The following is a 23,453-nucleotide window of genomic DNA, read 5'->3' on the forward strand; positions in this document are numbered from 1 at the left end:
GCCCGCGGGCGCTCAATCCAGTGAATGCGAAAAAACCGTTCAACCCTTGGCCGGCGCGAGATCCTTCACGTCGGCGGGTTGCGAAGCCATTTGCAGATGCAGACGCTCGCCGGTGTACGGCGTGTGCTGCCTGACCACGTCCATATTCAGTTCCACGCCGAGACCCGGTTCCGAAGACGGCACGATGTAGCCGTCTTCCCATTGAATCGGCTTCGTCAGCACGGCCGCGTGAAAACCGTCCCACGTGCCGATGCTTTCCTGAATCAGGAAGTTCGGCGTGCAGGCGGCCAGCTGGATGCTCGCGGCCGCGCCGACCGGACCGTTGTACAGATGCGGCGCGATCTGCGCGTAATACACCTCGGCGATTGCCGCGACCTTCTTCGCTTCCAGCAGACCGCCCACGCGCGCCACGTTCAGTTGCAGGATCGACGCGGCGCCGGCTTCGAGCAGCTTGAAGAATTCGTACTTGGTGGTGAGACGCTCGCCGGCCGCGATCGGAATGCTGGTGTGCTGCGCGACCTGCGCCATGGCGCCTTCCTGTCCCGGCGGCACCGGCTCTTCGAACCACAGCGGATCATATTTTTCGAGCCGCTTCGCGAGCCGGATTGCCGAAGACGGCACCATCTGACCATGCGTGCCGAACAGCAGATCGGCCTTGCTGCCCACCGCTTCGCGCACGCGTCGGCAAAACGTCTCGCAGCGATCCAGCACTTCCATCGACAGCTGATGGCCCGAATACGCCGTGTACGGACCCGCCGGATCGAACTTCACCGCGGTGAAGCCGCGCCGGACGTTTTCCAGCGCGCATTCGGCCGCGAGATCGGGGTCGTCGTAGTCGTATTCGCCACGGCTGTTCTTCGGATACAGATAGGTGTACGAGCGCAGACGCTGGTTCACCATGCCGCCCAGCAGCTCGTAGACCGGCTTGTTGGCCGCCTTGCCGATGATGTCCCAGCATGCCATTTCCAGGCCGCTCACCACGCCCATCATCGTCAGGTCGGGGCGTTGCGTGAAGCCGCTCGAATACGCTTCGCGCCAGAGCCGTTCGATGTGATGCGGATCGCGGTCGAGCAGATAGCGGCCGAACACGTCGTCGATGATGTGGGTCATCGCGTTGGGATGGAAGGTGGCCGAATAGATTTCGCCGACACCTTCGATACCGCAGTCGGTCTTCAGCTTGACGAAGATCCAGTACATGCCGCCCACGTGCGGCGGCGGTACGGCAACGATATGCGTTTCGAGCGAGACAACTTTCATTTACGCAACCTCTTTCCTGTTGAGCATGTTTCGTAGCGCGAGGCCGGCGAAGCCGCCGAGCGCGGCCATCGCGGCCACATAACCGAAGTAAAGCTGATAACCGGCGACGCCCGGGAAGTTCTGCGTCAGATAGCCGTTGATGAGCGGCAGGAACACGTCCGGCGAATAGCCGAGTACCGAAATCAGGCCAATGGCGAGACCCATCGTTTCGAGCGGAATATTGCAGCGGTCCAGCAGCGACCAGTAGAGCCCGCGAATCGCGTAGGTCAGAATGCCGATGAAGAGCACGAGGAACACCAGCAGCACGTGGCTCGCGATGCGCGGCGCCGCCATCAGACCGAGCAGCGAGAGCGCGGCGAGGAACAGCGCGATCACCAGCACCGACACCTTCGAATAGCGGTCGCCGAGAAAGCCGCCGCCGATACCGCCGATCGGGCGCATCCACAGCTTGAGCGTGGTGATCGTGCCGGCCATCACCACCGTCAGACCGATTTCGCCTTCGTGCAGGTAAGCGGAAAAACTGTACGTGGCCCAGAACACCTGATAGCCGCAGAACACGATGGCTGCGACCAGCCACAACTCCGGAATCGCCGCGAGCGTCTTCAGATCGACCAGCACGTTGCTGCGTTTGCGTGCGGCGCGGTTTGCTTCGGCATCCTGCGTACCTTGCGGGTCCTTGACGAGCGCGAGCAGTACGCCCAGGCCAATGCAAAGAAACGCGTACATGTAGACGACCAGCTTGAAGCCCGCGGTGACCGGCTCGCCTTTGGTTTGCGTGAACCAGGCGAACAGCGTGATCGCGATGGTCGCGAGCATGGCCTCGATCAGACCGCGGCCGCCGTCGAGCAGGCCGAAGAAGCGGCCCTGTTCATGCGTGCCGGCGATCATCGTCACGCGTTTGATGACGGCCGCCCAGAACGTCAGCCCCGTGGACAAACCCCAGCCGCCGAAGATCAGCATCAGCATCGGGAACGACGGCGCGGTGGAATACCACAGGCCGAGCACGCCGGTTGCAATGAGGGAAAAGCAGATCAGCAGACGCGGCGCGATGCGGTCGGCGAGCCAGCCGCTCGGCAGATAGCTCAGCAAAAAAATCGTGCCGAGCGAGGAATACAGATAACCGAGCTGACTGTCCGTGATGTGAAACACTTCGAGCATGGTCGGTTGATAGACCTGCCGCAGATACAGAATCGGATAGATGGCACCGGCGGCGATCACCAGCAACATGAGCTGGATGTAGCGTTGCGCTTTGCCGGTTTGCTGGGCGGCTTCGTCGCGCATGGCGAGCGAAGCGCTGTTCTGGACGGGTTGGGATGACACGTGAGCGCTCCTCAGAGACTCGGCGCCGGTCCAAAGACAGGCGGGTCTCCAATATGTTTTGTTATGGGTGTGCAGCGTGTGGGCTGCGGTCGGGTGTGACGGTTTCAGATTTGCCGCACGCCGCGCCTCTTTTCGACACGGCGCGCGGCGCGACTTCAGTACTTCATGACCACGAGGCGGGTCTGCGTGAATTCGAGCATGCCGTGCTTGCCGTCGTCGCCGCCGAGGCCGGAACGCTTCCAGCCTGCGTGGAAGCCCTGATACGGGTCTGCCGGCGTGCGGTTCACATACAGTTCGCCCGCTTCGATGCCGTTGGCGATCTTCATCGCGCTGCGGTAGTTCTCGGTATAGAGCACCGACGACAAACCGAACTGGTGGTCGTTGGCCATCTCCAGTGCTTCGTCGAGCGTGCTGTATCGCACGACCGGCATGATCGGGCCGAAGGTTTCTTCCTGGATGATTTCCATGTCCTGACGGCAGTTCGTCAGCAGCGTGGCCGGATAGAAAAAGCCCTTGCCCGCCGGCACTTCGCCGCCGGTTTCGAGCGTGGCGCCAGCCGCCACCGCGCGTTCGACCATGGCGTGAATCGAGCGGCGCGATGCTTCGTTGACGAGCGGTCCCATCAGCGAGGCCTGTTCCGAACGGTCACCGGATTCCACCGCGCTCATGTGCTTTTTCAGCAGCGCGACGAAGCGGTCGTGCACGCTGTCCTGCACATAGACGCGTTCGATCGCCGTGCACAACTGGCCGCAGTGCGTGGTCTTGGAGGCGACCAGATCGCGCGCGGCTTTTTCCAGATCGGCGTCCGCCTCGATGATGGCGGGCGTCTTGCCGCCCAGTTCGAGCGAAGGCTTGGCGATATTCGCCTTGCAGTAGTCGAGCACCTTGCGACCCGCGCCGACGCTGCCCGTGAGCGTGATCATGCCGACCTTCGGATGCGTGCAGAGCACTTCGGCGGTGGCGTGGCTCATGGCCAGAATATTGACGACACCGGCGGGCAGACCCGCTTTTTCCACGGCCTTGGCTATTTCGAACGCCGACGTCGGCGTGTTGTTGCTCGGCCGCACCACGACGGTATTGCCGGCGATCAGCGCGGGCGCCACCTTGCGCATGAAGGTGTAGACCGGATAGTTGAACGGAATCAGGCAGGCCACCACGCCGATCGGCTCGCGATGCAGCACGAGATTTTCGTCGGGTGTGTCGCTCGGAATGACTTCGCCTTCGATACGGCGCGCCCATTCGGCGTGATAACGCGTGATCTGGCCGGCGTAGATGGCTTCGTTGGTGGCGTCGGCCACGCTCTTGCCCGACTCCAGCGCGAGCGCCTCGCCAATGGCGGGCGCGCAGTCGGTGAGCGCGTCGGCGAGTTTGTGCAGGTAGACCGCGCGTTCGGCGGACGGCAGCTTGCGCCAGGCTTTCTGTGCGATGGCGGCGGCATCGACGGCGGCCAGCACTTCGGCTTCGCTGGCGCTCGACACATGGGCGACCACGCTGCCGGTTGCCGGGTTGATGACGGCGATGCGCTCGTCGCTTGCCGCGTCGATAAAGCGGCCGTTGGCAAAATTACGATCGAGTCGCATGGCTGTCTCCTGATGTCCTGGTGCATGAATGCATGGCGTTCGATGACGCAAATCGCATCGAAGCTGCGTTGACGGAATTTTTCTCCGCAGCACGACCGCCCACAAGCGAATATTTCGCGCGACAAACATTCGAAAAAGTCACGTTTATCCAGGGATGTGCCTCATACGCCTTTTGCGTGCCGAATAGCAGAATCCGGGCTTTGCCAAAAAGCAGCGGCCTCGTCGAACCCGTCGGGAACGGGCTGGCCGCTCATTACCAACGTCCGGAGTCTTCAATGAAAAAGCATCTCTTCGCCGTCGCCGCAGTCACCGCCATGGCGTCTTTCGGCATCTCGCCGGCCTTCGCCCAGAGCAGCGTGACCTTGTATGGCGTGCTCGACGAAGGCATCGACTACACCAACAACGCGGGGCGCGGTGCGGTCTGGGAAATGGCGAGCGGCTATGCGCAAGGCAGCCGCTGGGGCATGAAGGGAGCGGAAGACCTGGGCGGCGGCATGAGAGCCGTGTTCCAGCTGGAAAACGGTTTCGACGTAAGTTCGGGGCGGCTCGGCCAGGGTGGCCGGATGTTCGGGCGTCAGGCCTACGTGGGACTGAGCAGCGACCGCTTCGGCACGGTGACGCTCGGCCGTCAGTACGATTCGGTGGTGGACTACCTCGCGCAGACCACGGCCAACGGCAACTGGGCCGGCTACCTGTTCGCCCATCCGTACGACAACGACAACACCGACAACTCGTTTCGACTCGGCAATAGCGTGAAATACGCGAGCCCGGAGTTCGCGGGCTTCCAGTTCGGCGGCGTGTACAGCTTCAGCAACGACACCAACTTCGCTAACAACCGGGCGTACAGCTTCGGCGGCCAGTATGCGAACGGCGGGCTGCTGGTCGCGGCCGCCTACATGCAGGCGGACAATCCGGGCGTGGGCTCGACCGGCGCGATCACCGCGAACGACGCGAGCTTCATTGCCGGACGCATGCGCGTATTCGGCGGCGGCATCAACTACACGTTCGGCTCGGCGACCGCGGGCTTCGCGTACACCAACTCGAACTACAAGAACCCGACCGGCAACGGTTATATCGGCATTCCGCTTGCCGCGGCCGGCGTCACCCTGAACACGCTGAAGTACCAGAATTTCGAAGTGAACGGCAAATATCAGTTCACGCCGGCCTTCTTCGTCGGTGCGCAGTACGTGTACACGATGGAAAACTACGACGCGTCGACCGGCAGCGTGAAGCCGAAAATCCATTCCGTGGGTCTGATGGCCGACTACAACATTTCCAAACGCACGGACGTCTACGTGCAGGGCGAATACCAGAAGGTAGCCGGCGACAAGACCAATTCGATTCTCGACGACGCGTTCATTCCGGGCGTGCAGGCGCCGTCGTCGACGGGCAATCAGGTTGCCGTGCGCGTGGCGCTGCGCCACAAGTTCTGATGGGCTGAAGTTCACCGGCTAAAGCGCACCATCTGAAGCGGCCGCTGGCGGATTCGCCACGGCCGTTCAATTTTTCCCGATGTTCACGTTCCGTATACCACGCATTTTTTTGAACGAACTTTTGGCAACACCGAAACCGTTCAACTTTTGCATGCTGTTCACGTTACGTATACACTCGAGAAAATTGAACAAGGGTGGACCATGCCAAGCCAGACCCCGCCGCCGTTCGTGCCGGACCCGACCATTCAGGCCGCCGCCGACGCATTTTCCGCCGCCACCGGCGTGGCGACCCGCGTGCTGCGGCCGCCGCAGCGCGCCCACTATGCCGCGAAAATCCAGTTTCAGGCCGCACCCGGCGTGAAATGGGCGCGGCCCGTTCTGCTGGTCGACAACGTAGATCGCTTCGCCACGCTCGCCGCCATCAAATCCACGGCTCATCTGCGTGACGACGATCCGTTCGTGGTCGTCACGCCTTATCTCTCGCCCAATCTGCTGCGGCATTGCCGCGAGCTGGGGCTCGACGCGCTCGACATGTCGGGCAACGCCGTCATCCAGAGCAACGGCAACCTCATCATGATCTCGGGCGAAAAGCGCCATAGCGCGGCGAGCCGCATCAGGGAGCGCGCGTGGACCGCCAAGGGCATGAAAGTGGTGCTGGCCCTGCTGTGCGACCCCGCGCTCCTCGACGCGGGTCAACGGCTGATTGCGCAGCGTGCGAACGTCAGCCTCGGCACCGCGCAATCGACCTTTCGCGATCTGATCGAACGCGGCGATATCGTCGCGCGTAAAAGCGGTTTCGTATTCGCCGACGCGGCCCGCTCGCTCGACGAATGGGCCGCGCTGTACCCTTCCCGCCTGCGCAGCCAGTTGCTGGTGAACCGCTATCGTGCGGCGGATCCGTCGTGGTGGCGCACTATCGATCCGGCAGCCGAACACTGCCAGTTCGGCGGCGAAGTGGCCGCCGCGCTGCTCACCGGTTATCTGAAGCCGGCCACGGTCACGCTTTATTGCCAGCAGGCGCTGCCGCGTCAGTGGATGATCGACGCCCGCCTGCGGCTCGACCCGCAAGGCGACGTGGAAGTCCTGACGGCGCCCGTACCGCCCGTCGAGACAGCCGGCGTGCCGCCTTCGGTTGCGCATCCCGTGCTGGTCTACGCCGACCTCGTCGCGACCGGCGACTCCCGCAACATCGAAACCGCGCGGATGCTTCGTGAACAGTTCCTTGCCGCCTGATCCGCTTGGTCCGCTCGATCCGCTCCCCCGGCGGCCGCTGCCCGCGCTGGTGATCGATCTGCTGCGCCAGGTCGAGGCCACCGCGCGCGCCGCGCAAATCGAATGGTTCGTCGGCGGCGCGAGCGCGCGCGACATCCTGCTGACCCACGTGTACGGCATCGAAGCCACCCGCGCCACCGCCGACGTGGATATCGGCGTGAACGTGGAAAGCTGGACCGGGCATGCGGCGCTCAAGCAGGCGCTCGTGGCGAGCGGCACGTTCGAACAGCGCGGCGAAACGCATCGTCTGTACTATCGCGACCCCACGAACGGCGAATTGATGTGGCTGGATATCGTGCCGTTCGGCGGTCTGGAAGGCGATACCGGAAATGCACCGAGCGCGCGTCCGTCGGGCGCAAGTGAAATCTCGTGGCCGCCGGACCACGCCGTGCGGATGAACGTGGCCGGTTTTGCGGAAGCGCTCGCCCACGCCGTGAGCGTGCGAGTCGCGGCCGACCTGACCGTGCCGGTCGCCTCGCTGCCGGGACAGGCCATGCTGAAGATCGTGGCGTGGCACGACCGCCACGCGTCGGACCGGAAAGACGCGACCGACCTGCTGTTTCTGCTCGCCAGTTATTCGGCCGCGGGCAATCAGGACCGTCTCTACGGCGACGCCTACGATCTGGTCGAGCGCTACGATCACCAGCTGGAACTCGCGGGCGCCGCCTTGCTCGGCCGCGACACCGCCGCGATCGTTTCAGCGCCCACGCGCGAACTGATCACGCGCGTGCTCGAACCGGGCCAGGACTATCCACGCATCCTCGAACACATGATGGGCCACCGCGCCCGCATCTTCGAACAGACACCGGCCTTCACCGAAGCGGCTTTTCATGCATTCCGCGAGGCGTTCGTCGCGCCTCGCTGATACCGTCTTACGCTTTCTTCATTCCGTTGCGTGTGCGTGCATGATGCCGCTCTGCATCGACCACGCCATCCACGGACGGCGCAGCGCGACGATCGCGACGAACGCGCAGGCAGCGAGCGCGCCGAAGGTGGCGAAGCCCATCTGATAGCTGCCCGTGCTTTCCTTGGCAATGCCCATCACCACCGGCAGATAGAAGCCGCCGATACCGCCGGCAGCGCCCACGATGCCCGACATCAGACCCGTGCGGCCGGCCCAGCGATGCGGCACCAGCTGGAAGGTCGCACCGTTGCCGAGACCGAATGCCACGTACAGCACGAGCAGCAATGCGATACCGCCGGCGAGCGTCGGCATGACTGCGGCGAAAATGAAATCGGCGAGCGAGATGACGGCCAGCAGCACGGTCAGCGCGCGCACGCCGGAGACCTTGTCGGCGATCAGGCCGCCGAACGGCCGCACCATTGCGCCGGTCGCGGCGAGCAGCGCCATGAACAGACCCGCGTCGATCTTCGAGAGTTGATAGAGATTGGTGAGCAGCAGCGTCACGTAGGACGACATGCCGACGAAACCGCCGAACGTGATGCTGTACACCAGCATGATGACCCACGTATCGCGCTCACCGAGTACCGCGCGATAACGCGGCGGCAGCACGGCAATCGCGAGCAGCGCGCCGATCACCGGCAACAGCAGCACACCCGTCTTGCCCGAACCGAACATGCCCGCTTCGACCAGCAGCACCAGCACGATCAGGCCGACCAGGGTCACCGCGAAACTGCCGAATGCGCGCATCACGCTGCCGGACTTGATGCCTGAATCGTTGGCCCAGAAATACAGCGTGATCGCCGCGATGGCGAGCAGCGGCAATGCACCGCCCGCCGCCATTTGCCAGCCATAGTGCGTGGCCAGTTGCGGAAACAGGAAGCCGTCGAGCACCGCGCCGATGTTGCCGGCCGCCGCAAGACCGAGCACGAGGCCCTGCACTTTCGGCGGATAGTTGCTGCCGGCCATCGGCAACGCGACCGCAAAGCTCGCACCGCCCACGCCGAGAAACACGCCGAGTACCAGCAGCACCGTATAGGACGGCACCGAAGGCATCAGCGGCAAGACGATGGTCGGCACGGCCGAGAGCAGCACGCCCATCAGCGCGATACGTTTGCCATGCGCCGACTGATAGAGATTGCCGAGCGTCACGCGCAGAATCGCCGCCGAGAGAACCGGCACCGCGACCAGCAGACCTTGTTGCGCGGGTGTCATCGCAATGCTCTTGCTGATGAACGGCGCCAGCGGCCCGTACAGCACCCAGACCGTGAAGCCGGTGTCGAAATAGAGGAAGCAGGCAACCAGCGCGCGCCAGTCTCCGGACTTCAGGGAGCTCATCACGTTTTTCATCAGACATCCTCACAAATACAGTTGGTTCGTTCACCCTGCGCAGCGCGTTGATTCAGACTTCACGCACCGGAATGGTCACGATGTTCAATACCGGTCTGTTCATGCAACCTCCATGCCATCCGGGTCTATCTACATAAACTTCAATGCGTGCCTGCGCGCTTTAAAACAGGACCTCACAACAGGACCGCGAAACAAGATTGCAAAACAGGACTTCAAACAGGGATCAATACACATCGCGTACGTAGCGCTTTTCCTGCGCGAGACGGCTCACGTAGTCGGCGGCCTTGTCGTCGCTCATGCCGCCGTGCCGCGCGACCACTTCCTTCAGGCATGCGTCCACGTCCTTCGCCATCCGGCTTGCGTCGCCGCAGACGTAGAAATGCGCACCGTCTTCGAGCCACGACCACAACTGCTCGCCCTGCTCGCGCATCCGGTCCTGTACGTAGATCTTTTCCGGCTGATCGCGCGAGAACGCGACGTCGAGCCGGGTCAGCAAACCGCTCTCGCGCATGGCTTCGAGTTCGTCGCGATAGTAGAAATCGGTGGCGGCGTGCTGCTCGCCGAAGAAGAGCCAGTTGCGTCCTTTGTCACCGCGTGCACGGCGCTCGTGCAGGAAGCCGCGAAACGGTGCAACGCCGGTGCCAGGACCGACCATGATGATCGGCGTGTCGTGAACATGAGGCGGACGGAAATGCGCGGATTTCTGCACGAAAACAGGGACATTCACGTCGCCCGCACGGTCGGCGAGAAAGGTGGACGACACGCCTTTGCGATGACGCCGGCCATTGTTGTAGCGCACCGCCGACACCGTCAGATGCACCTCACCCGGATGCGCCCTCGGGCTCGACGCGATCGAATAGAGGCGCGGTTGCAGACGCTTGAGCATGCCGGTCAATTCCGTGGCGCTGAGTTCGACCGGGAATTCGTGCAGCACGTCGGCGAGTTGTTGTCCCCAAAGCCACTGCTTGAGATCGGCCTTGCGCTGCGGCGCGAGCAGATCGCGCAGCGCGCCGTTGCGCGTACGTGCCGCGATGAAGGCGAGCGCGTCCGGATTCGGGCGCGCTATTTCGTAGTGTTTGCCGAGCGCATCCGCGAGACGCATTTCTCCCGCACCCGGAACCATGACGGGCGCATCGGCCCGCGCGCCGCTCAATGCAACCAGTTCGTCGACCAGTTCAGGACAGTTGCTCGGCCACACACCGAGTGCGTCGCCTGCTTCGTATTCGAGACCGGAATCCGCGGTGCTGAGCGAAAAATAACGCGTGTCTTTTGCCGCGCCACGGCGGTTCAATTGCAGATTCGTGACGAGGCGTGAAGCCGCCGGCTGGGTCTTGGTCGGCACGGCACCTGGGATCACCGCGTTGATCATGCCGCCGGGCGGCACCGCATGCAGCGCGGCATCTTCTTCCTTGATGCGCGCGATGACCCGTTCGAGCCAGGCGTCTGCGGTTTCCTGATACTCGCTGTCGCAATCCGTGCGTTCGAGAAGACGCAGCGCGCCGAGCGTCGCGAGCCGTTCGTCGAGACGGCGGCCGTGGCCGCAGAACTGATCGTAGTTACGGTCGCCGAGCGCGAGCACCGCGTAACGTACGTCGTTCAGACGCGGCGCCGTGTCGGCAGCGATTTGAGTCCACAAACCCTGAGCGTTATCCGGCGCGTCGCCGTCGCCGAACGTGCTGGTCATCAGCAGTACATATTGCGCTTTGGCGAGCGCGCCGGCTTCGTAGTCGCTCATGCAGGTCGTGCGGATTTCGAAGCCCGATTCCATCAGACGCGTGGCATACGCCTCGGTCAACGATTCGGTGTTGCCCGTTTGCGAGGCCCATAGCAACGTCACCTTGGGACGCGCGCGCACGATACGTACGCCACTTTCCTGCGCGGCCACTGTCGCGGTCTGCATGCTGGTGGCGGTTGCGACGACCGCTGCGGCGCCGCCCGTCGTAGTGCTGCGGCTGTAGAGCCCCGCAAGCAGACCGTCCACGTAAAAACGGCTGCCGTCCGCGAACGGCGCGGCGAGCGGCAACACCGGCACGCCGTCGATACCTTGCGCTTCGGCGGAACGCAGTCCGCTCACGAAGCCGGACAGATACACGCGCTCCTGTTCCGTCAAAGTCGGCGCCGGTGCGGCGGAAAGCTGCAACAGGTTCGTGATTGCGTCGATTCGGGGCATAGCGGATTCCTCGGCGCGAGCCGGTGCAACGGTGAGCGCATCGTCGGGTGCAGCAGTGGCCACTGCATTGGCCAACTCGTCGGCCACCTCATTCGCCACTCCACGCTCGACCTGCACGCGGCTCAACGAGACCGCGCAAAATTTGAGTTCGGGCTGTTGCGAAACCGGATCGATGGCATCGCTCGTGACCGCGTTGATGCACAGGTCGTCGCCGAACACATCGTTCCAGTGCATCGGCGCAAAACAGTTGCCGGCTTGCACGCGTTCGGTCACGACAGCAGGCAGGACCGCGCGGCCGCGACGCGAGCGGATCTCCACTGCGTCTTTGGCCTCGATGCCGAGCGTGGCCGCATCTTCCGGATGAATCTCGACGAACGGCCCGGGATTCAGCTTGTTGAGCATCGCGACCTTGCCGGTCTTGGTCATGGTGTGCCACTGATGCTGCAGGCGCCCCGTGTTCAACACGATCGGAAATTCGTTGTCCGGCAATTCGGCCGGCGCGGCAAACGCGCGCGCAAAAAACATCGCGCGGCCGCTGGCAGTGGGAAACACGAGGCGCGCGCGGGTGCCGTCGGCGCGCTCCTGCAGGGTCTGGCTGACACCGTCGTTGAGATAGCGGATCGGATTGCGTTCGCCGCCGTCCGCTTCGGCAAGCGGCCATTGCAGCGGTGATTCCTTCAGGCGGCGATGACTCGCGCCGCGCAGGTCATAGCCGGTTTTCGGATTCGACGCGCGCGTGATTTCCGCGAACACTTCGTCCGCGCTCGCATAGCTGAAGGCGTCGGCGAAACCCATTTCGCAGGCAATGCGCGCGATGATCTGCCAGTCGGGCAATGCGGCGCCGGGCGGCTCGATGCCCTTCTGCATCAGCGTGAGATTGCGCTCCGAATTGATCATCACGCCTTCGGCTTCGGCCCATAGCGCGCCGGGCAGCAGGATATCGGCGTAACGGTTGGTCTCGGTGTCGAGAAAGGCGTCTTGCGAAATCACGAGTTCGGCCGCGCGCAAACCTGCCATCGCCGTCTGGCGATTCGCCACGCTCGCCACCGGATTCGTGCAGATGATCCAGCAGGCTTTGATCTCGCCCGCGGCCATGCGCTCGAACATGTCGATCGTGCCCTTGCCCACCTGCGTTTTCAGCGTACCGGGCGCGATGCCCCAGAGATCTTCGATAAACGCACGGTCTTCCTCGACCAGCACCGAGCGCTGGCCCGGCAAACCCGGTCCCATGTAGCCCATTTCGCGGCCGCCCATCGCATTGGGCTGCCCCGTCAGCGAAAACGGACCGCTGCCGCGACGGCAGATCTTGCCGGTGGCCAGATGCAGATTGCAGATTGCGTTGGTGTGCCACGTGCCGTGCGTGCTCTGATTCAGGCCCATGGTCCAGCAGCTGATCCACTCGGGCGCGGCGCCGATCATCTGCGCCGCGCGGCGGATGTCGTCGGCGGAGAGACCGGTGATGCTTGCGACGTGCTCGGGTGTGTAGTCCGCGAGAAACGCCGGCATGCTCTCCCAGCCTTGCGTGAATTCGTCGATAAAAGCGGCATCCGTATGGCCGTTTTCGTGCAACAGATGCAGCAGGCCGTTGAGCAGCGCGAGGTCGGTGCCCGGCTTGATCTGCAGGAACAGATCGGCTTTCTCGGCCGTCGTGTTGCGGCGCGGATCGACCACGATCAGTTTCGCGCCCGCTTTCACGCGATCCATCATGCGCAGGAACAGAATCGGGTGACAGTCGGCCATATTCGCGCCGACCACGAAAAACAGGTCGGCGTGGTCGATATCGTCGTAAGAGCCCGGCGGCCCATCCGCGCCGAGCGAGAGCTTGTAGCCGCTGCCCGCGCTCGCCATGCACAGACGCGAATTCGATTCGATATTGTTGGTGCCGACAAACCCTTTGGCGAGCTTGTTGACCAGATACTGCGCCTCGATCGACATCTGTCCGGACACGTAGAACGACAGCGCATCCGGTCCGTGTTCGTCGAGCAGACCGCGCAAACGCGCCGCCGTCGTGCCGATGGCCTGCGCCATCGGCAAGGGCGCGGGGTCCTGGTCACGCGCGTGGCGCACGAACGCGCCTTCGAGCCGCCCCGACTTGCGCAGCGCCACGTGCGCCGACTGTCCTTTCGTGCAGAGCCGTCCGAAGTTGGCTGGATGCTCCTTGTCGCCGGCAATTTTCACGACCTGTCCGTCCTCGACGTGCAGCACCATGCCGCAGCCGACGCCGCAGTAAGGACACACGGTTTTTACGGTAGAGGAAGACATGGGCAATGATTTCGCGAGTGATTAAACGGCGACCCACACCTGGCCGTTTTCCACACGCGCGGGGAACGCGTTGACGGAATACGCCGGTGTTTCGAGGCACTCGCCGGTGCGCAGATCGAAGTGATGCTTGTAGATGGGCGACGCCACCACGATCCGCTCGCCGAGGCTGCCGATCAGGCCGCGCGAAAGCACGGCCGCATGGGAACCCGGATCGAAGTTTCCGATGGCGTAGACAGTCGTGTCGGCGTCGTTGGCGTTCACGTGGAAAACGGCGATCTGCTCACCGTTCACGAGCGCGCAGACACCGGTATTGGGTACGATTTCGTCGAGCGCGCAGATCGGCGTCCAGGCGAGCGGCAGGCGGTCCTGATTCATGATGGAAGTCCTCGATGGAGTGCGCGGCAAATCAGACGGTTTCGACAATCACGGGAATCGACTCGATCTTCGTGAGCGCGGCCGCGGATCCGGCACGTCGCTCGGCGGGCGTCGCGGGCCGGATCTGGCCACGCTCCTCGACGAATTCGACATGGCTGTCGACTTCGCCGCTGTTGACGAAATGACGGAAGCGCTTGCGTGTTTCGGGATCGGTGACGGCTTTTTTCCACTCGCACTCGTAGGTGTCCACCACGTGCTGCAACTCCGCTTCGAGTTCCTCGGCGACACCGAGGCGGTCGTTGACCACCACGTCGATCAGATACTGCAAGCCGCCTTCGAGGTTGTCGCGCCACACGCTGGTGCGTTGCAGACGGTCGGCGGTGCGCACGTAGAACATCAGGAAACGGTCGATGTAGCGCACCAGCGTTTCCTTGTCGAGATCGGACGCGAGCAGTTCGGCGTGGCGCGGTTTCATGCCGCCGTTGCCGCACACGTACAGGTTCCAGCCCTTCTCGGTGGCGATGATGCCGACGTCCTTGCCTTGCGCTTCCGCGCATTCGCGGGTGCAGCCGGACACGCCGAACTTGATCTTGTGCGGCGTACGCAGGCCCTTGTAGCGATTTTCGATTTCGACCGCGAGTCCCACCGAATCACCGACGCCGTAGCGGCACCACGTCGAGCCGACGCACGACTTCACCGTCCGCAGCGATTTGCCGTACGCGTGGCCGGATTCGAAACCGGCGGCGATCAGTTCTTCCCAGATCAGCGGCAATTGCTCGACGCGCGCGCCGAACAGATCGACCCGCTGGCCGCCCGTGATCTTGGTGTACAGACCGTATTTCTTCGCGACCTGGCCCACCGCGATCAGACCGTCGGGCGTCACCTCGCCGCCGGCCATGCGCGGCACGACCGAATACGTGCCGTCGCGCTGGATGTTGGCGAGGTAGTAGTCGTTGGTGTCCTGCAGCGAGGCGTGTTCTTTCTTCAGCACGAATTCGTTCCAGCACGAAGCCAGAATGCTCGCCACGGTCGGCTTGCAGATATCGCAACCTAGTCCGCGCCCGTGCTTCGCCAGCAATTCGCCGAAGCTGCGCGCGCCTTCCACTCGCACGATGTGATACAGCTCCTGGCGCGAATACGGGAAGTGCTCGCAAACGTGATTGTTGACGGCGAGCCCCTGCTTCTTCATTTCGGCCTTCATCACCTGCGTGACGAGCGGCACGCAGCCGCCGCACGACGTGCCCGCCGTGGTCGCGCATTTCAGCGCGCCGATGTCGGTCGCGCCGGCGCTCACGGCCGCGCACAACTCGCCCTTCGTGACGTTGTTGCACGAACAGATCTGCGCGCCCGCGGGCAGCGCTTCGACACCGAGCGCCGGTTTCGCATTGCCGTCCGCTGCCGGCAGAATCAGAAACTCCGGCGCTTCCGGCAACTCGATGCGGTTGAGCATCATCTGCAGCAGCGTGCCGTATTCGCTGGCATCGCCCACCATCACGCCGCCGAGCAGATATTTGCCGCACTCGGACACCACCAGCTTCTTGTAGACCTGCTTGCGTTCGTCGCTGAACTGATACGCGCGGCTGCCCGGCGTGTTGCCGTGCGCGTCGCCGATACTCGCGACGTCCACGCCCATCAGCTTGAGTTTGGTGCTCATGTCGGCGCCCGCGAATTCGGCGGATTCGCCGAGCAACTGCTTCGCCACGGTACGCGCCATGTCGTAGCCCGGCGCCACGAGGCCGAACAGTTGACCGTTCCACAGCGCGCATTCGCCGATCGCGTAGATGTGCGGATCGCTGGTGCGGCACGCGTTGTCGATCACGATACCGCCGCGCGCGCCGAGCGTGAGACCGCATTCGCGTGCGAGGTCGTCACGCGGACGAATGCCCGCGGAAAACACGATCATGTCGGTATCGAGATGGCTGCCGTCGGCGAATTGCATGCGGTGCGTGCCGTCCTCGCCGTCGACGATCGCCGAGGTGTTCTTCTGCGTGTGAACCGTTACGCCGAGTTCTTCGATCTTCGTGCGCAGCACGCGGCCGCCGCCCTCGTCGACCTGCACCGCCATCAGGCGCGGCGCAAATTCCACCACGTGCGTTTGCAGACCCATGTCGCGCAATGCTTTAGCGCATTCCAATCCGAGCAGACCGCCGCCCACCACCGTGCCCGTCTTCGAGCGCGCGCCGCATTCCTGCATGGCTTCGAGATCGTCGATCGTTCGGTAGACGAAACAATCCGTGCGCTCGCGGCCCGGCACGGGCGGCACGAACGGATACGAGCCGGTGGCGAACACCAGCTTGTCGTACGGCAGGATTTCGCCCGTCGAGACGGTGACGGTGCGCGCCTCGCGATCGATCGCAACGGCTTTCGCATTCAGCTTGAGCAGCACGTTCTGGCGCTCGAAGAAGCCCGGCTCGACCAGCGAGAGATCGTCGGCCGACTTGCCCGCGAAGAATTCGGACAGATGCACACGATCGTAGGCCGGGCGCGATTCTTCGCACAGCACCGTGATGTCGAGTCCGTGCGCGGCATCCTGCGCGAGACTTTCCACCAGCTTGTGGCCGACCATCCCGTGACCGATAACGATGATTTTCATGACCGCGGTTTCCTCAATGTGCTGGGTGCGAAAAGCGATTCCGGAAAAAAAACGGCGTCCCGCGAATTCAGCCGATGACTGAATCCGGGGGACGCCGTTGTCCTGACCTGTGCTGCAGCGCGCGCCTTGTCGTTGCGCTCGCGACGGATCCACGTTGATCCGCTGGAGACGCTTAATGCAAAGCCTGTGCCAATTGCGCCAAAAGCCCGTGCGAACGCCGTCGCGCATGCGTTTGAGGCAAAACGCACAGGCGTGCGGCCCGCTGTGGCTGCGACGCACTTTGATGCAGCGAAGCACATGCATGGTGCGACGCAGCACTGCATACGTGCGCACATGAGCACAGAACGTGGGCCACGCTCCGCGAACGAATCCGCGTTCGACTCGCACCGCGACGGGCGCCCACAGCAAACGCGGTGATACGGCGTGACGATGGCGCGGGACTTGCATCGTGTTCGCTCGCCGGCAACGCAGCCGGTCCCCCGAATGCGACGCACTCGTGCGTGAATTCGAGGTGAAGGCAGAACGGAAAATCGGAAACACCGGACAACGGCGTCCGCGCGTGAGTCATCACGTGCGGACGCCGTTTTTGTTTGGCGCGCGCCAACGCACACTTTCAGGAAAATCGCGAATGAACACGAGAGAAGGCAAGGTCACGTTATTGAGCGCCGGCCCCGGCGATCTCGATCTGCTCACACTGAAGGCCGCCAAAGCACTCGCCTCGGCCGACGTCGTGCTGCTCGACGATCTGGCCAATCCCGGGATCGCCTCGCTCGCGCCGCAGGCGCGCGTGATTCGCGTCGGCAAGCGCGGCGGCTGCCGCTCCACACCGCAAGCGTTCATCGAACGGCTGATGCGGCGCTATGCCCTCAAGGGCCAGCACGTGGTCCGCGTAAAAGGCGGCGAGGCACTGCTGTTCGGCCGCGCGGGGGAAGAAATCGCTGCGTTGCGCGGCGCGGGGATCGGCGTCGAGATCGTCAACGGCATCTCGTCGGGCTTCGCGGCGGCCACGGCGCTCGGCATCTCGTTGACGCATCGTCGCCATTGTCACGGCGTGAGTTTCGTCACGGCCCATCTGGAAGATCACGACGAACCGGATTGGGCCGCGCTGGCGAAAACCCGCACCACACTCGCGATCTATATGGGCATGCGACGCATCGAGAGCCTCTCCAGCGCCCTGCTGAAGCATTTGCCACCCCATACGCCGGCCGCGGTCGTGCAATGGGCTGGCGGCGCTAACGAGCAACGTCTGCTGACCCGTCTCGATCGCCTGGCCGCCGACGCCGCGCACGCGGGCTTCGGCAGTCCCGCGGTGATCCTGGTGGGCGATGCGGTGGGAGAAAGCTGCGAGCGTCCGTATGAAAAACACGATGAAAACCGCGATCAGTCCAGTCTGATGCAGGACACGGCCGAACCAGAAGTCGCGCGTGCGGCCTGAGCGCGATAAGCGATACAGGCGCGGGCAATTTGGCCGTATCACGGCCGAAGGGCGCACAAATTTCCGACCTGCCGCGGCGGGCAGAATTCTCGAAGGACGCGACCGGCACCGCAAGATAGCCGCTGGAATTGTAGTTACGCGCCTGCGAAGGCCTCAGCACGGGCCATGCAAATGCGCGCACACAGGTGAATCGACGCACGAAACCCCGTGACATGGCGGGCTCGACTGCGCCGTTGATGGATGCCGCACCGTAGCGGGACCTCTCCTTGCTCACTCCCAGATAAGTAACCCGGGAGGCCGGATGTCCTGTCAAGAGAAACCACGCTTGCTGATCGCGGACGACGATCCGAATCTGCTCGACGCTTATGTGCTGTATTTCACCACGCTCGGTTTCGAGATCCGTACCGCGCGCAACGGTCTCGACGCGCTCGCGCTGTACTGCGCGTGGCATCCCGACGCCGCCCTGCTCGACGTGGAAATGCCCCGTCTGGACGGCCGCGCGGTGGCGCGGCGGATACGCTACGTGGGCGCGTGGCCGACGCCGACGCTGGTTGCCGTCAGCGGACTGGCGCGCGACGAAGAGCGGCGCGAGTCGCTGCGCTCGGGCTTCGACGCCCATTTCGTCAAACCGGTAGCCATGCCGCTGGTGCTCGCGGCGCTGACCCGGCGCGCGGGCCACTAGTTGCTCGCACTCGCGTTCGGCTGGACGCGAATCACACGCCCAATTGCGCCGGCCGCGCCGTCATTCATGCTTCGATCAGTCGCCGAACCCGAGTTCGGCATCGACTTCCTGCCCAACCCGCAACCAGGCTCCCGCACCCCGCGCGACGATCGCGTTATTGCCGAACGTCACTGCGCCGCCGCGCTGCGGATTGGCCCGGTAGACGCTCATGGTGTCCGTGGGTTCATTCGGCCAGTCGGGATCGGGCGCACCCTTCGCCTGGTCGACGGTCGGCATCGGACAGCGCGAGCACGGCTTGACCAGCCGCAGTTCCACGCTGCCGTCCACGCTCCCCGCCACGCTCAGGCTCTCGACGTAGTCTTCCTCGTACGCATCGAGCCCGCTCACCACCATGTTCGGCCGGAAGCGGTTCATCGGAATCGCGGGCGCACCTTTGCTGGTGAGCCGCACGTTCAGATCGTCGAGCGACGCCTGCCCGACGACCAGCAGCGGAAAGCCGTCCGCGAACAGCGTATTGGCGGCAAGCTCGCCGGTGTAATCCGGATCGACCACGCGAGCGTGTTGCGGATCGAAGCGCAGCAGCCGCGCGGGCACGCCGAGAAACGTAGAAAACCACGCTGCGTTGTCGTCGCCGGTATCGAGCCCGTACGCGGCGTCGCTCCACACCGTGGTGGCGACCTTGCGCGGCTCCACCAGTTCGTGCGCGTCAAGCGGCGTGCGCAACTCCGGCATGCCGGGCGCGCGGATCGTCAGTTCACGTTCGCCCAACGCAACCTCGATCAGGGCCATGCGCGGATAAACCCGCTGCGTGAGCATCGCGCCTGCCGGGTCCGCGACCATCCAGCAGCGGTCGAATTCGAGGCCGGTGGCAAGCAGGCGCGCTTCGGCGAGCGGAATGCCCGCGCAGGATTTGATGGGATAAATGAACAGTTCGCTGATCGTGGGCATGCTGAAGACACTCGAAAGGACACACGCGGTTTCCGGCGTACGCAAGCACGTACGCGACGATTGTAAAGCGCGCCATTAACCCTGTGGAGCCGTTTTTGCCGCGCGCCCCGGCCATACAAAATTTGGCATGCGGCTCACTCCCAGCCTTCCAGCCGCAGCGTCGCGCGCACGAGGCGTTGCTCTTCCTGCTCGATTTCCCGCAGATTGGCGCACACGCTCCGTATGTGCTCGGTCGCGGCCTTGCGCGCCTGCTCCGGCAGTTTGCCCGTCACGGCGTTATACAGCCGCGCATGCTGCCGGTCGATCACGCGCTTTTGCGGCTCGCGATGATAAAGATTATTCACGGACGCAAACACCGAACTGAGCAACAGGTCCGTCAACGAACTCAAGGTGTGCACGAGCACCGGATTATGCGAAGCCTCGCAGATCGCGAGATGAAACGCGTGATCGAGACGCGCATGGGTGGACGCGCTGGTTTCGGTGCCATGCGCGGCGAGCATTTCTTCGTAGCGGCGCGTGATGAGCACGAAATCGGCCGGCGTGCCCCGCAAGGCCGCAAGCCGCGCCGATTCCGCTTCCAGCATGCCTCGCACTTCGAACAGATCGTAGAGCGTGCGCGGTTGCGAGCCGAGCAGATGCATCATCGGTGTGAGCGCAGGCTGCGCGGTAAGGCTCGCCACGAACGAGCCGCGCCCGTGCGATGTCTCGATGATGCCGCGCGCCCGCAGCAGTTTGAGCCCTTCGCGCAGCGCCGTGCGCGACACGCCGAGCTTGTCCGTCAGTCGCCGTTCCGAGGGTAAGGCCTGACCGGTTTTCAGCACGCCGTCCACGATTAGCCGTTCGATCCGCTCGGCGACCACGTCGGCGACCTGCCGGATCGGCTCCTGCTCCACTGTTTTCATCGTCGTTTCAACTGGTATGACCACCTGACGATGCTAGCACGACGGCAGAGTGAATAAAACTTCGAACGCTTTCTTGGCATGCTTGAGAGATAAACAGGCGGAAAGATACGCCGATAAAAACTGGTACGACCACTCGTCCGGCCTGTCGACAGCGCTCGCGTCAGAGCCAACAATCGCGTCTGAGACCGGCTCGCGCGACCTGATCCATTCGAACCCCAAGCCGGCGCGCGACCCGAGAAAAAGCCCGCAGGAGACACCGCCATGAGCTACCAGTACGACGAACGTATCGACGGCGCGCTCGCCACGCACGATAAATCGACCATCGTCGCGCAGTTGCAGTCGTTGATTCCCGACCTGCAACTGCTGCACGAACAGGAAGAACTGCGTCCGTTCGAATGCGACGGCCTCGCCGCCTATCGCACCACACCGATGCTGGTCGCCCTGCCTGATCAGGTCGCGCAGGTTCAGGCGCTGCTCAGATTCGCCCATGAAAGACGCATTCCCGTGGTGGCGCGCGGCGCGGGAACCGGTTTGTCCGGTGGCGCCTTGCCGCTGGAAAAAGGCATCCTGCTGGTGATGGCGCGCTTTAACCGCATTCTCGACGTGAATGCGGAAGCCGGCACGGCGCGTGTCCAGCCGGGCGTGCGCAATCTCGCGATCTCGCAGGCCGCGGCGCCCTTCGGTCTTTACTACGCACCCGATCCGTCGTCGCAGATCGCCTGTTCGATCGGCGGCAACGTGGCGGAGAACTCCGGCGGCGTGCATTGCCTGAAATACGGCCTGACCGTGAACAACATCCTGAAGCTCGAAATCGTCACGATCGACGGCGAGTGCGTCACGCTCGGCTCCGATGCGCTGGACGCGCCCGGCTTCGATTTTCTCGCGCTGTTCACGGGCTCGGAGGGCATGCTCGGCATCGTCACCGAAGTCACCGTGAAGCTGCTGACCCGACCGCAGAGCGCGAAAGTGCTGCTCGCCAGTTTCGACGACGTGGAAAAAGCCGGCGCGGCGGTCGCGCAGATCATCGGCGCAGGCGTCATTCCGGGCGGCCTCGAAATGATGGACAAGCTCGCGATTCGCGCCACCGAAGACTTCATTCACGCGGGCTATCCGGTCGATGCCGAAGCGATGCTGCTGTGCGAAGTGGACGGCGTGGAGAGCGACGTGCACGAAGACGCGCAACGGGTCGAAGACCTGTTGCGCGCGGCGGGCGCCACCGACATTCGCGTCGCCAAAGACGAGGCCGAACGCCAGCGCTTCTGGGCCGGCCGCAAGAACGCCTTCCCGGCGGTGGGCCGCATCTCGCCCGACTACTACTGCATGGACGGCACGATCCCGCGCCGCGAATTGCCGGGCGTGCTCAAAAGCATCGAAGCCATTTCCAGCGAATACGGGCTGCAGGTGGCCAACGTCTTTCATGCCGGCGACGGCAACATGCATCCGCTCATTCTGTTCGATGCGAACGTGCCCGGCCAGACCGAACGCGCCGAAGCGGTCGGCGCAAAAATTCTCGAACTGTGCGTGGCGGTGGGCGGCACCATCACCGGCGAGCACGGCGTGGGCCGCGAAAAAATCAACCAGATGTGCGTGCAATTCAATCCGGACGAACTCGGCTTCTTTCGCGCGCTGAAGGCGGCGTTCGATCCGCTCGGCCTGCTCAACCCCGGCAAGAACGTGCCCACGTTGCACCGTTGCGCCGAATTCGGCGCGATGCACGTTCATCACGGCGCCTTGCCCTTTCCCGAACTGGAGCGTTTCTGATGCTGATCGAACCGGCCATGATGGACGCGGCGGCCCGCACCGCCACCGACGATCTCAACCTCGATCGCGACGATAGCGAGCGGCTCGCGGGCGAAGTGCAAGCCGCGCTCGCCGACGGCACACCGCTGAGGATTCGCGGCGGCGACAGCAAGGCTTTTCTCGGCCGCCCCGTACAAGGCCGGCCGATCGACACGCGCTCGCATCGCGGCGTGGTCAGCTACGACCCGACCGAACTGGTGATTACCGCACGCGCCGGCACGCCGGTCGCCGAACTGAACGCAGTGCTCGATGCCGCCGGCCAGATGCTGCCGTGCGAGCCGCCGGACTACGACGGCCGCGCCACGGTCGGCGGCATGGTCGCAAGCGGGCTGGCCGGTCCGCGCCGGCCCTGGTCCGGCGCGGTGCGCGACTTCGTGCTTGGCTGCCGCGTGATCGCCGGCAATGGTGGCGGCGGCCGGCCCTTGCGCTTCGGCGGCGAGGTCATGAAAAACGTCGCGGGTTACGACGTATCGCGTCTGATGGCGGGCAGCTTCGGCTGTCTTGGCGTCATCACCGAAGTTTCGCTGAAAGTGCTGCCGAAGCCGCGCGCGACCGCCTGCCTCGCGCTCGAACTCGACGCGGGCGAAGCGCTGCGCGAACTCTCGGCGTGGCGCCGCGCGGCGTTGCCGGTGAGCGGCGCGGCCTGGCTCGACGGACGGCTGCATGTGCGGCTCGAAGGCGGCGTCGGCTCGGTGGCCTCGGCGGCGGACCGCATCGGCGGCGAGCGCCTCGATGCTCGATTCTGGCTCGCGTTGCGCGAACAGCGCCTGGCGTTTTTCGACGACCCGCGTCCGCTGTGGCGCGTATCACTGCCCAATGCGCTGCCCAATGGACTGCCTGATGGGCTGGCTGATGTGACCAGCAGCGCAACGACCAGCGCAACGCCCTCGCCCGCGCTGCCCGGCAGCATCTTGCTCGACTGGGCCGGCGCGCAACGCTGGCTCAAGAGCGACGCACCGGCCGCGACGATCCGCCAGATCGCGCACGCAGCCGGCGGCCACGCCACCTGCTTCACGCCGGGCACGGGCGCCGAACCCTTCACGCCGCTGCCCGAACCGCTGCTGAGGCTGCACCGGCAACTCAAACGGCAACTCGATCCGCGCGGCGTGTTCAATCCGGGACGCTTTTATGCTGACCTGTGACGTGGACTTCTGAAACGACCGACTCCCGCGA

At 64.0% G+C, this 23,453-nt stretch carries 16 protein-coding genes; 7 read left to right on the forward strand and 9 right to left on the reverse strand.

Going from position 1 to position 23,453, the window contains the following annotated elements; genetic code table 11:
• Positions 1-39: 39 nt before the first annotated feature.
• The 3 genes from P3T18_RS24240 to aldA form a co-directional block, all read right to left on the reverse strand.
• Entirely contained in the window at positions 40-1,257 is a 1,218-nt protein-coding gene (locus tag P3T18_RS24240; RefSeq protein ID WP_429302497.1) for a mandelate racemase/muconate lactonizing enzyme family protein, read from the reverse strand.
• Positions 1,258-2,577: an MFS transporter gene (locus P3T18_RS24245; protein WP_429302498.1), complete on the reverse strand. Its 1,320-nt coding sequence runs from the start codon at positions 2,575-2,577 to the stop codon at positions 1,258-1,260. It lies immediately after the preceding gene.
• A 155-nt stretch (positions 2,578-2,732) separates the two neighbouring features.
• On the reverse strand, positions 2,733-4,157 hold the full coding sequence (gene aldA / locus P3T18_RS24250) for an aldehyde dehydrogenase (RefSeq protein ID WP_429302499.1): 1,425 nt from the start codon (positions 4,155-4,157) through the stop codon (positions 2,733-2,735).
• A 275-nt stretch (positions 4,158-4,432) separates the two neighbouring features.
• On the opposite strand from aldA, the gene P3T18_RS24255 reads away from it, so the two are divergent.
• The 3 genes from P3T18_RS24255 to P3T18_RS24265 all read left to right on the forward strand — a co-directional run bounded on the left by P3T18_RS24255 (position 4,433) and on the right by P3T18_RS24265 (position 7,727).
• Entirely contained in the window at positions 4,433-5,590 is a 1,158-nt protein-coding gene (locus tag P3T18_RS24255) for a porin (protein ID WP_429302500.1), read from the forward strand.
• A 201-nt stretch (positions 5,591-5,791) separates the two neighbouring features.
• A complete protein-coding gene (locus P3T18_RS24260) occupies positions 5,792-6,823 on the forward strand; it encodes a type IV toxin-antitoxin system AbiEi family antitoxin (protein WP_429302501.1) in 1,032 nt (343 codons plus the stop codon).
• Entirely contained in the window at positions 6,801-7,727 is a 927-nt protein-coding gene (locus P3T18_RS24265) for a nucleotidyl transferase AbiEii/AbiGii toxin family protein (RefSeq protein ID WP_429302502.1), read from the forward strand. The genes P3T18_RS24260 and P3T18_RS24265 overlap by 23 nt, the downstream gene beginning before the upstream one ends.
• 18 nt (positions 7,728-7,745) lie before the next feature.
• On the opposite strand, the gene P3T18_RS24270 is transcribed toward P3T18_RS24265, so the two are convergent.
• The 4 genes from P3T18_RS24270 to nirB form a co-directional block, all read right to left on the reverse strand.
• Positions 7,746-9,113: an MFS transporter gene (locus tag P3T18_RS24270; RefSeq protein WP_429302503.1), complete on the reverse strand. Its 1,368-nt coding sequence runs from the start codon at positions 9,111-9,113 to the stop codon at positions 7,746-7,748.
• A 223-nt stretch (positions 9,114-9,336) separates the two neighbouring features.
• Positions 9,337-13,545 (reverse strand): molybdopterin-dependent oxidoreductase, encoded by a 4,209-nt coding sequence (locus tag P3T18_RS24275; RefSeq protein WP_429302504.1) that lies wholly within the window; start codon positions 13,543-13,545, stop codon positions 9,337-9,339.
• A 21-nt stretch (positions 13,546-13,566) separates the two neighbouring features.
• Positions 13,567-13,920, reverse strand: coding sequence for a nitrite reductase small subunit NirD (gene nirD, locus P3T18_RS24280; RefSeq protein ID WP_429302505.1), 354 nt, complete (start codon positions 13,918-13,920; stop codon positions 13,567-13,569).
• A gap of 31 nt (positions 13,921-13,951) precedes the next feature.
• Positions 13,952-16,513 (reverse strand): nitrite reductase large subunit NirB, encoded by a 2,562-nt coding sequence (nirB, locus tag P3T18_RS24285; protein ID WP_429302506.1) that lies wholly within the window; start codon positions 16,511-16,513, stop codon positions 13,952-13,954.
• Positions 16,514-17,141: 628 nt separating this feature from the next.
• On the opposite strand from nirB, the gene cobA reads away from it, so the two are divergent.
• Both cobA and P3T18_RS24295 read left to right on the forward strand, forming a co-directional pair.
• On the forward strand, positions 17,142-17,948 hold the full coding sequence (gene cobA / locus P3T18_RS24290; protein WP_429302507.1) for a uroporphyrinogen-III C-methyltransferase: 807 nt from the start codon (positions 17,142-17,144) through the stop codon (positions 17,946-17,948).
• Between the two features lie 301 nt (positions 17,949-18,249).
• Entirely contained in the window at positions 18,250-18,630 is a 381-nt protein-coding gene (locus P3T18_RS24295) for a response regulator (protein ID WP_429302508.1), read from the forward strand.
• A 75-nt stretch (positions 18,631-18,705) separates the two neighbouring features.
• On the opposite strand, the gene P3T18_RS24300 is transcribed toward P3T18_RS24295, so the two are convergent.
• Both P3T18_RS24300 and glcC read right to left on the reverse strand, forming a co-directional pair.
• Positions 18,706-19,578, reverse strand: a complete 873-nt coding sequence (locus P3T18_RS24300; protein WP_429302509.1) for an MOSC domain-containing protein — start codon at positions 19,576-19,578, stop codon at positions 18,706-18,708.
• Between the two features lie 134 nt (positions 19,579-19,712).
• On the reverse strand, positions 19,713-20,480 hold the full coding sequence (glcC, locus tag P3T18_RS24305; protein WP_429302510.1) for a transcriptional regulator GlcC: 768 nt from the start codon (positions 20,478-20,480) through the stop codon (positions 19,713-19,715).
• 261 nt (positions 20,481-20,741) lie between these two features.
• Here glcC and glcD point away from each other — a divergent pair, with 261 nt between their 5' ends.
• Together glcD and glcE are read left to right on the forward strand one after the other, a co-directional pair.
• A complete protein-coding gene (glcD, locus tag P3T18_RS24310; protein WP_429302511.1) occupies positions 20,742-22,241 on the forward strand; it encodes a glycolate oxidase subunit GlcD in 1,500 nt (499 codons plus the stop codon).
• 20 nt (positions 22,242-22,261) lie between these two features.
• Positions 22,262-23,422: a glycolate oxidase subunit GlcE gene (glcE, locus tag P3T18_RS24315; RefSeq protein WP_429302555.1), complete on the forward strand. Its 1,161-nt coding sequence runs from the start codon at positions 22,262-22,264 to the stop codon at positions 23,420-23,422.
• Positions 23,423-23,453: the final 31 nt, after the last annotated feature.

Origin of the sequence: Paraburkholderia sp. GAS199, from assembly GCF_050436585.1 — a bacterium.
Taxonomy (GTDB): Bacteria; Pseudomonadota; Gammaproteobacteria; order Burkholderiales; family Burkholderiaceae; genus Paraburkholderia.

Excerpts from the sequence above, each read along its gene's own strand:
- P3T18_RS24240 (WP_429302497.1), bottom strand. The coding sequence starts at position 1,257 with ATGAAAGTTGTCTCGCTCGAAACGCATATCGTTGCCGTACCGCCGCCG.
- aldA (WP_429302499.1), bottom strand. The coding sequence starts at position 4,157 with ATGCGACTCGATCGTAATTTTGCCAACGGCCGCTTTATCGACGCGGCA.
- P3T18_RS24255 (WP_429302500.1), top strand. The coding sequence starts at position 4,433 with ATGAAAAAGCATCTCTTCGCCGTCGCCGCAGTCACCGCCATGGCGTCT.
- P3T18_RS24260 (WP_429302501.1), top strand. The coding sequence starts at position 5,792 with ATGCCAAGCCAGACCCCGCCGCCGTTCGTGCCGGACCCGACCATTCAG.
- P3T18_RS24270 (WP_429302503.1), bottom strand. The coding sequence starts at position 9,113 with ATGAAAAACGTGATGAGCTCCCTGAAGTCCGGAGACTGGCGCGCGCTG.
- P3T18_RS24275 (WP_429302504.1), bottom strand. The coding sequence starts at position 13,545 with ATGTCTTCCTCTACCGTAAAAACCGTGTGTCCTTACTGCGGCGTCGGC.
- nirD (WP_429302505.1), bottom strand. The coding sequence starts at position 13,920 with ATGAATCAGGACCGCCTGCCGCTCGCCTGGACGCCGATCTGCGCGCTC.
- nirB (WP_429302506.1), bottom strand. The coding sequence starts at position 16,513 with ATGAAAATCATCGTTATCGGTCACGGGATGGTCGGCCACAAGCTGGTG.
- cobA (WP_429302507.1), top strand. The coding sequence starts at position 17,142 with ATGAACACGAGAGAAGGCAAGGTCACGTTATTGAGCGCCGGCCCCGGC.
- P3T18_RS24295 (WP_429302508.1), top strand. The coding sequence starts at position 18,250 with ATGTCCTGTCAAGAGAAACCACGCTTGCTGATCGCGGACGACGATCCG.
- P3T18_RS24300 (WP_429302509.1), bottom strand. The coding sequence starts at position 19,578 with ATGCCCACGATCAGCGAACTGTTCATTTATCCCATCAAATCCTGCGCG.
- glcC (WP_429302510.1), bottom strand. The coding sequence starts at position 20,480 with ATGAAAACAGTGGAGCAGGAGCCGATCCGGCAGGTCGCCGACGTGGTC.
- glcD (WP_429302511.1), top strand. The coding sequence starts at position 20,742 with ATGAGCTACCAGTACGACGAACGTATCGACGGCGCGCTCGCCACGCAC.
- glcE (WP_429302555.1), top strand. The coding sequence starts at position 22,262 with ATGGACGCGGCGGCCCGCACCGCCACCGACGATCTCAACCTCGATCGC.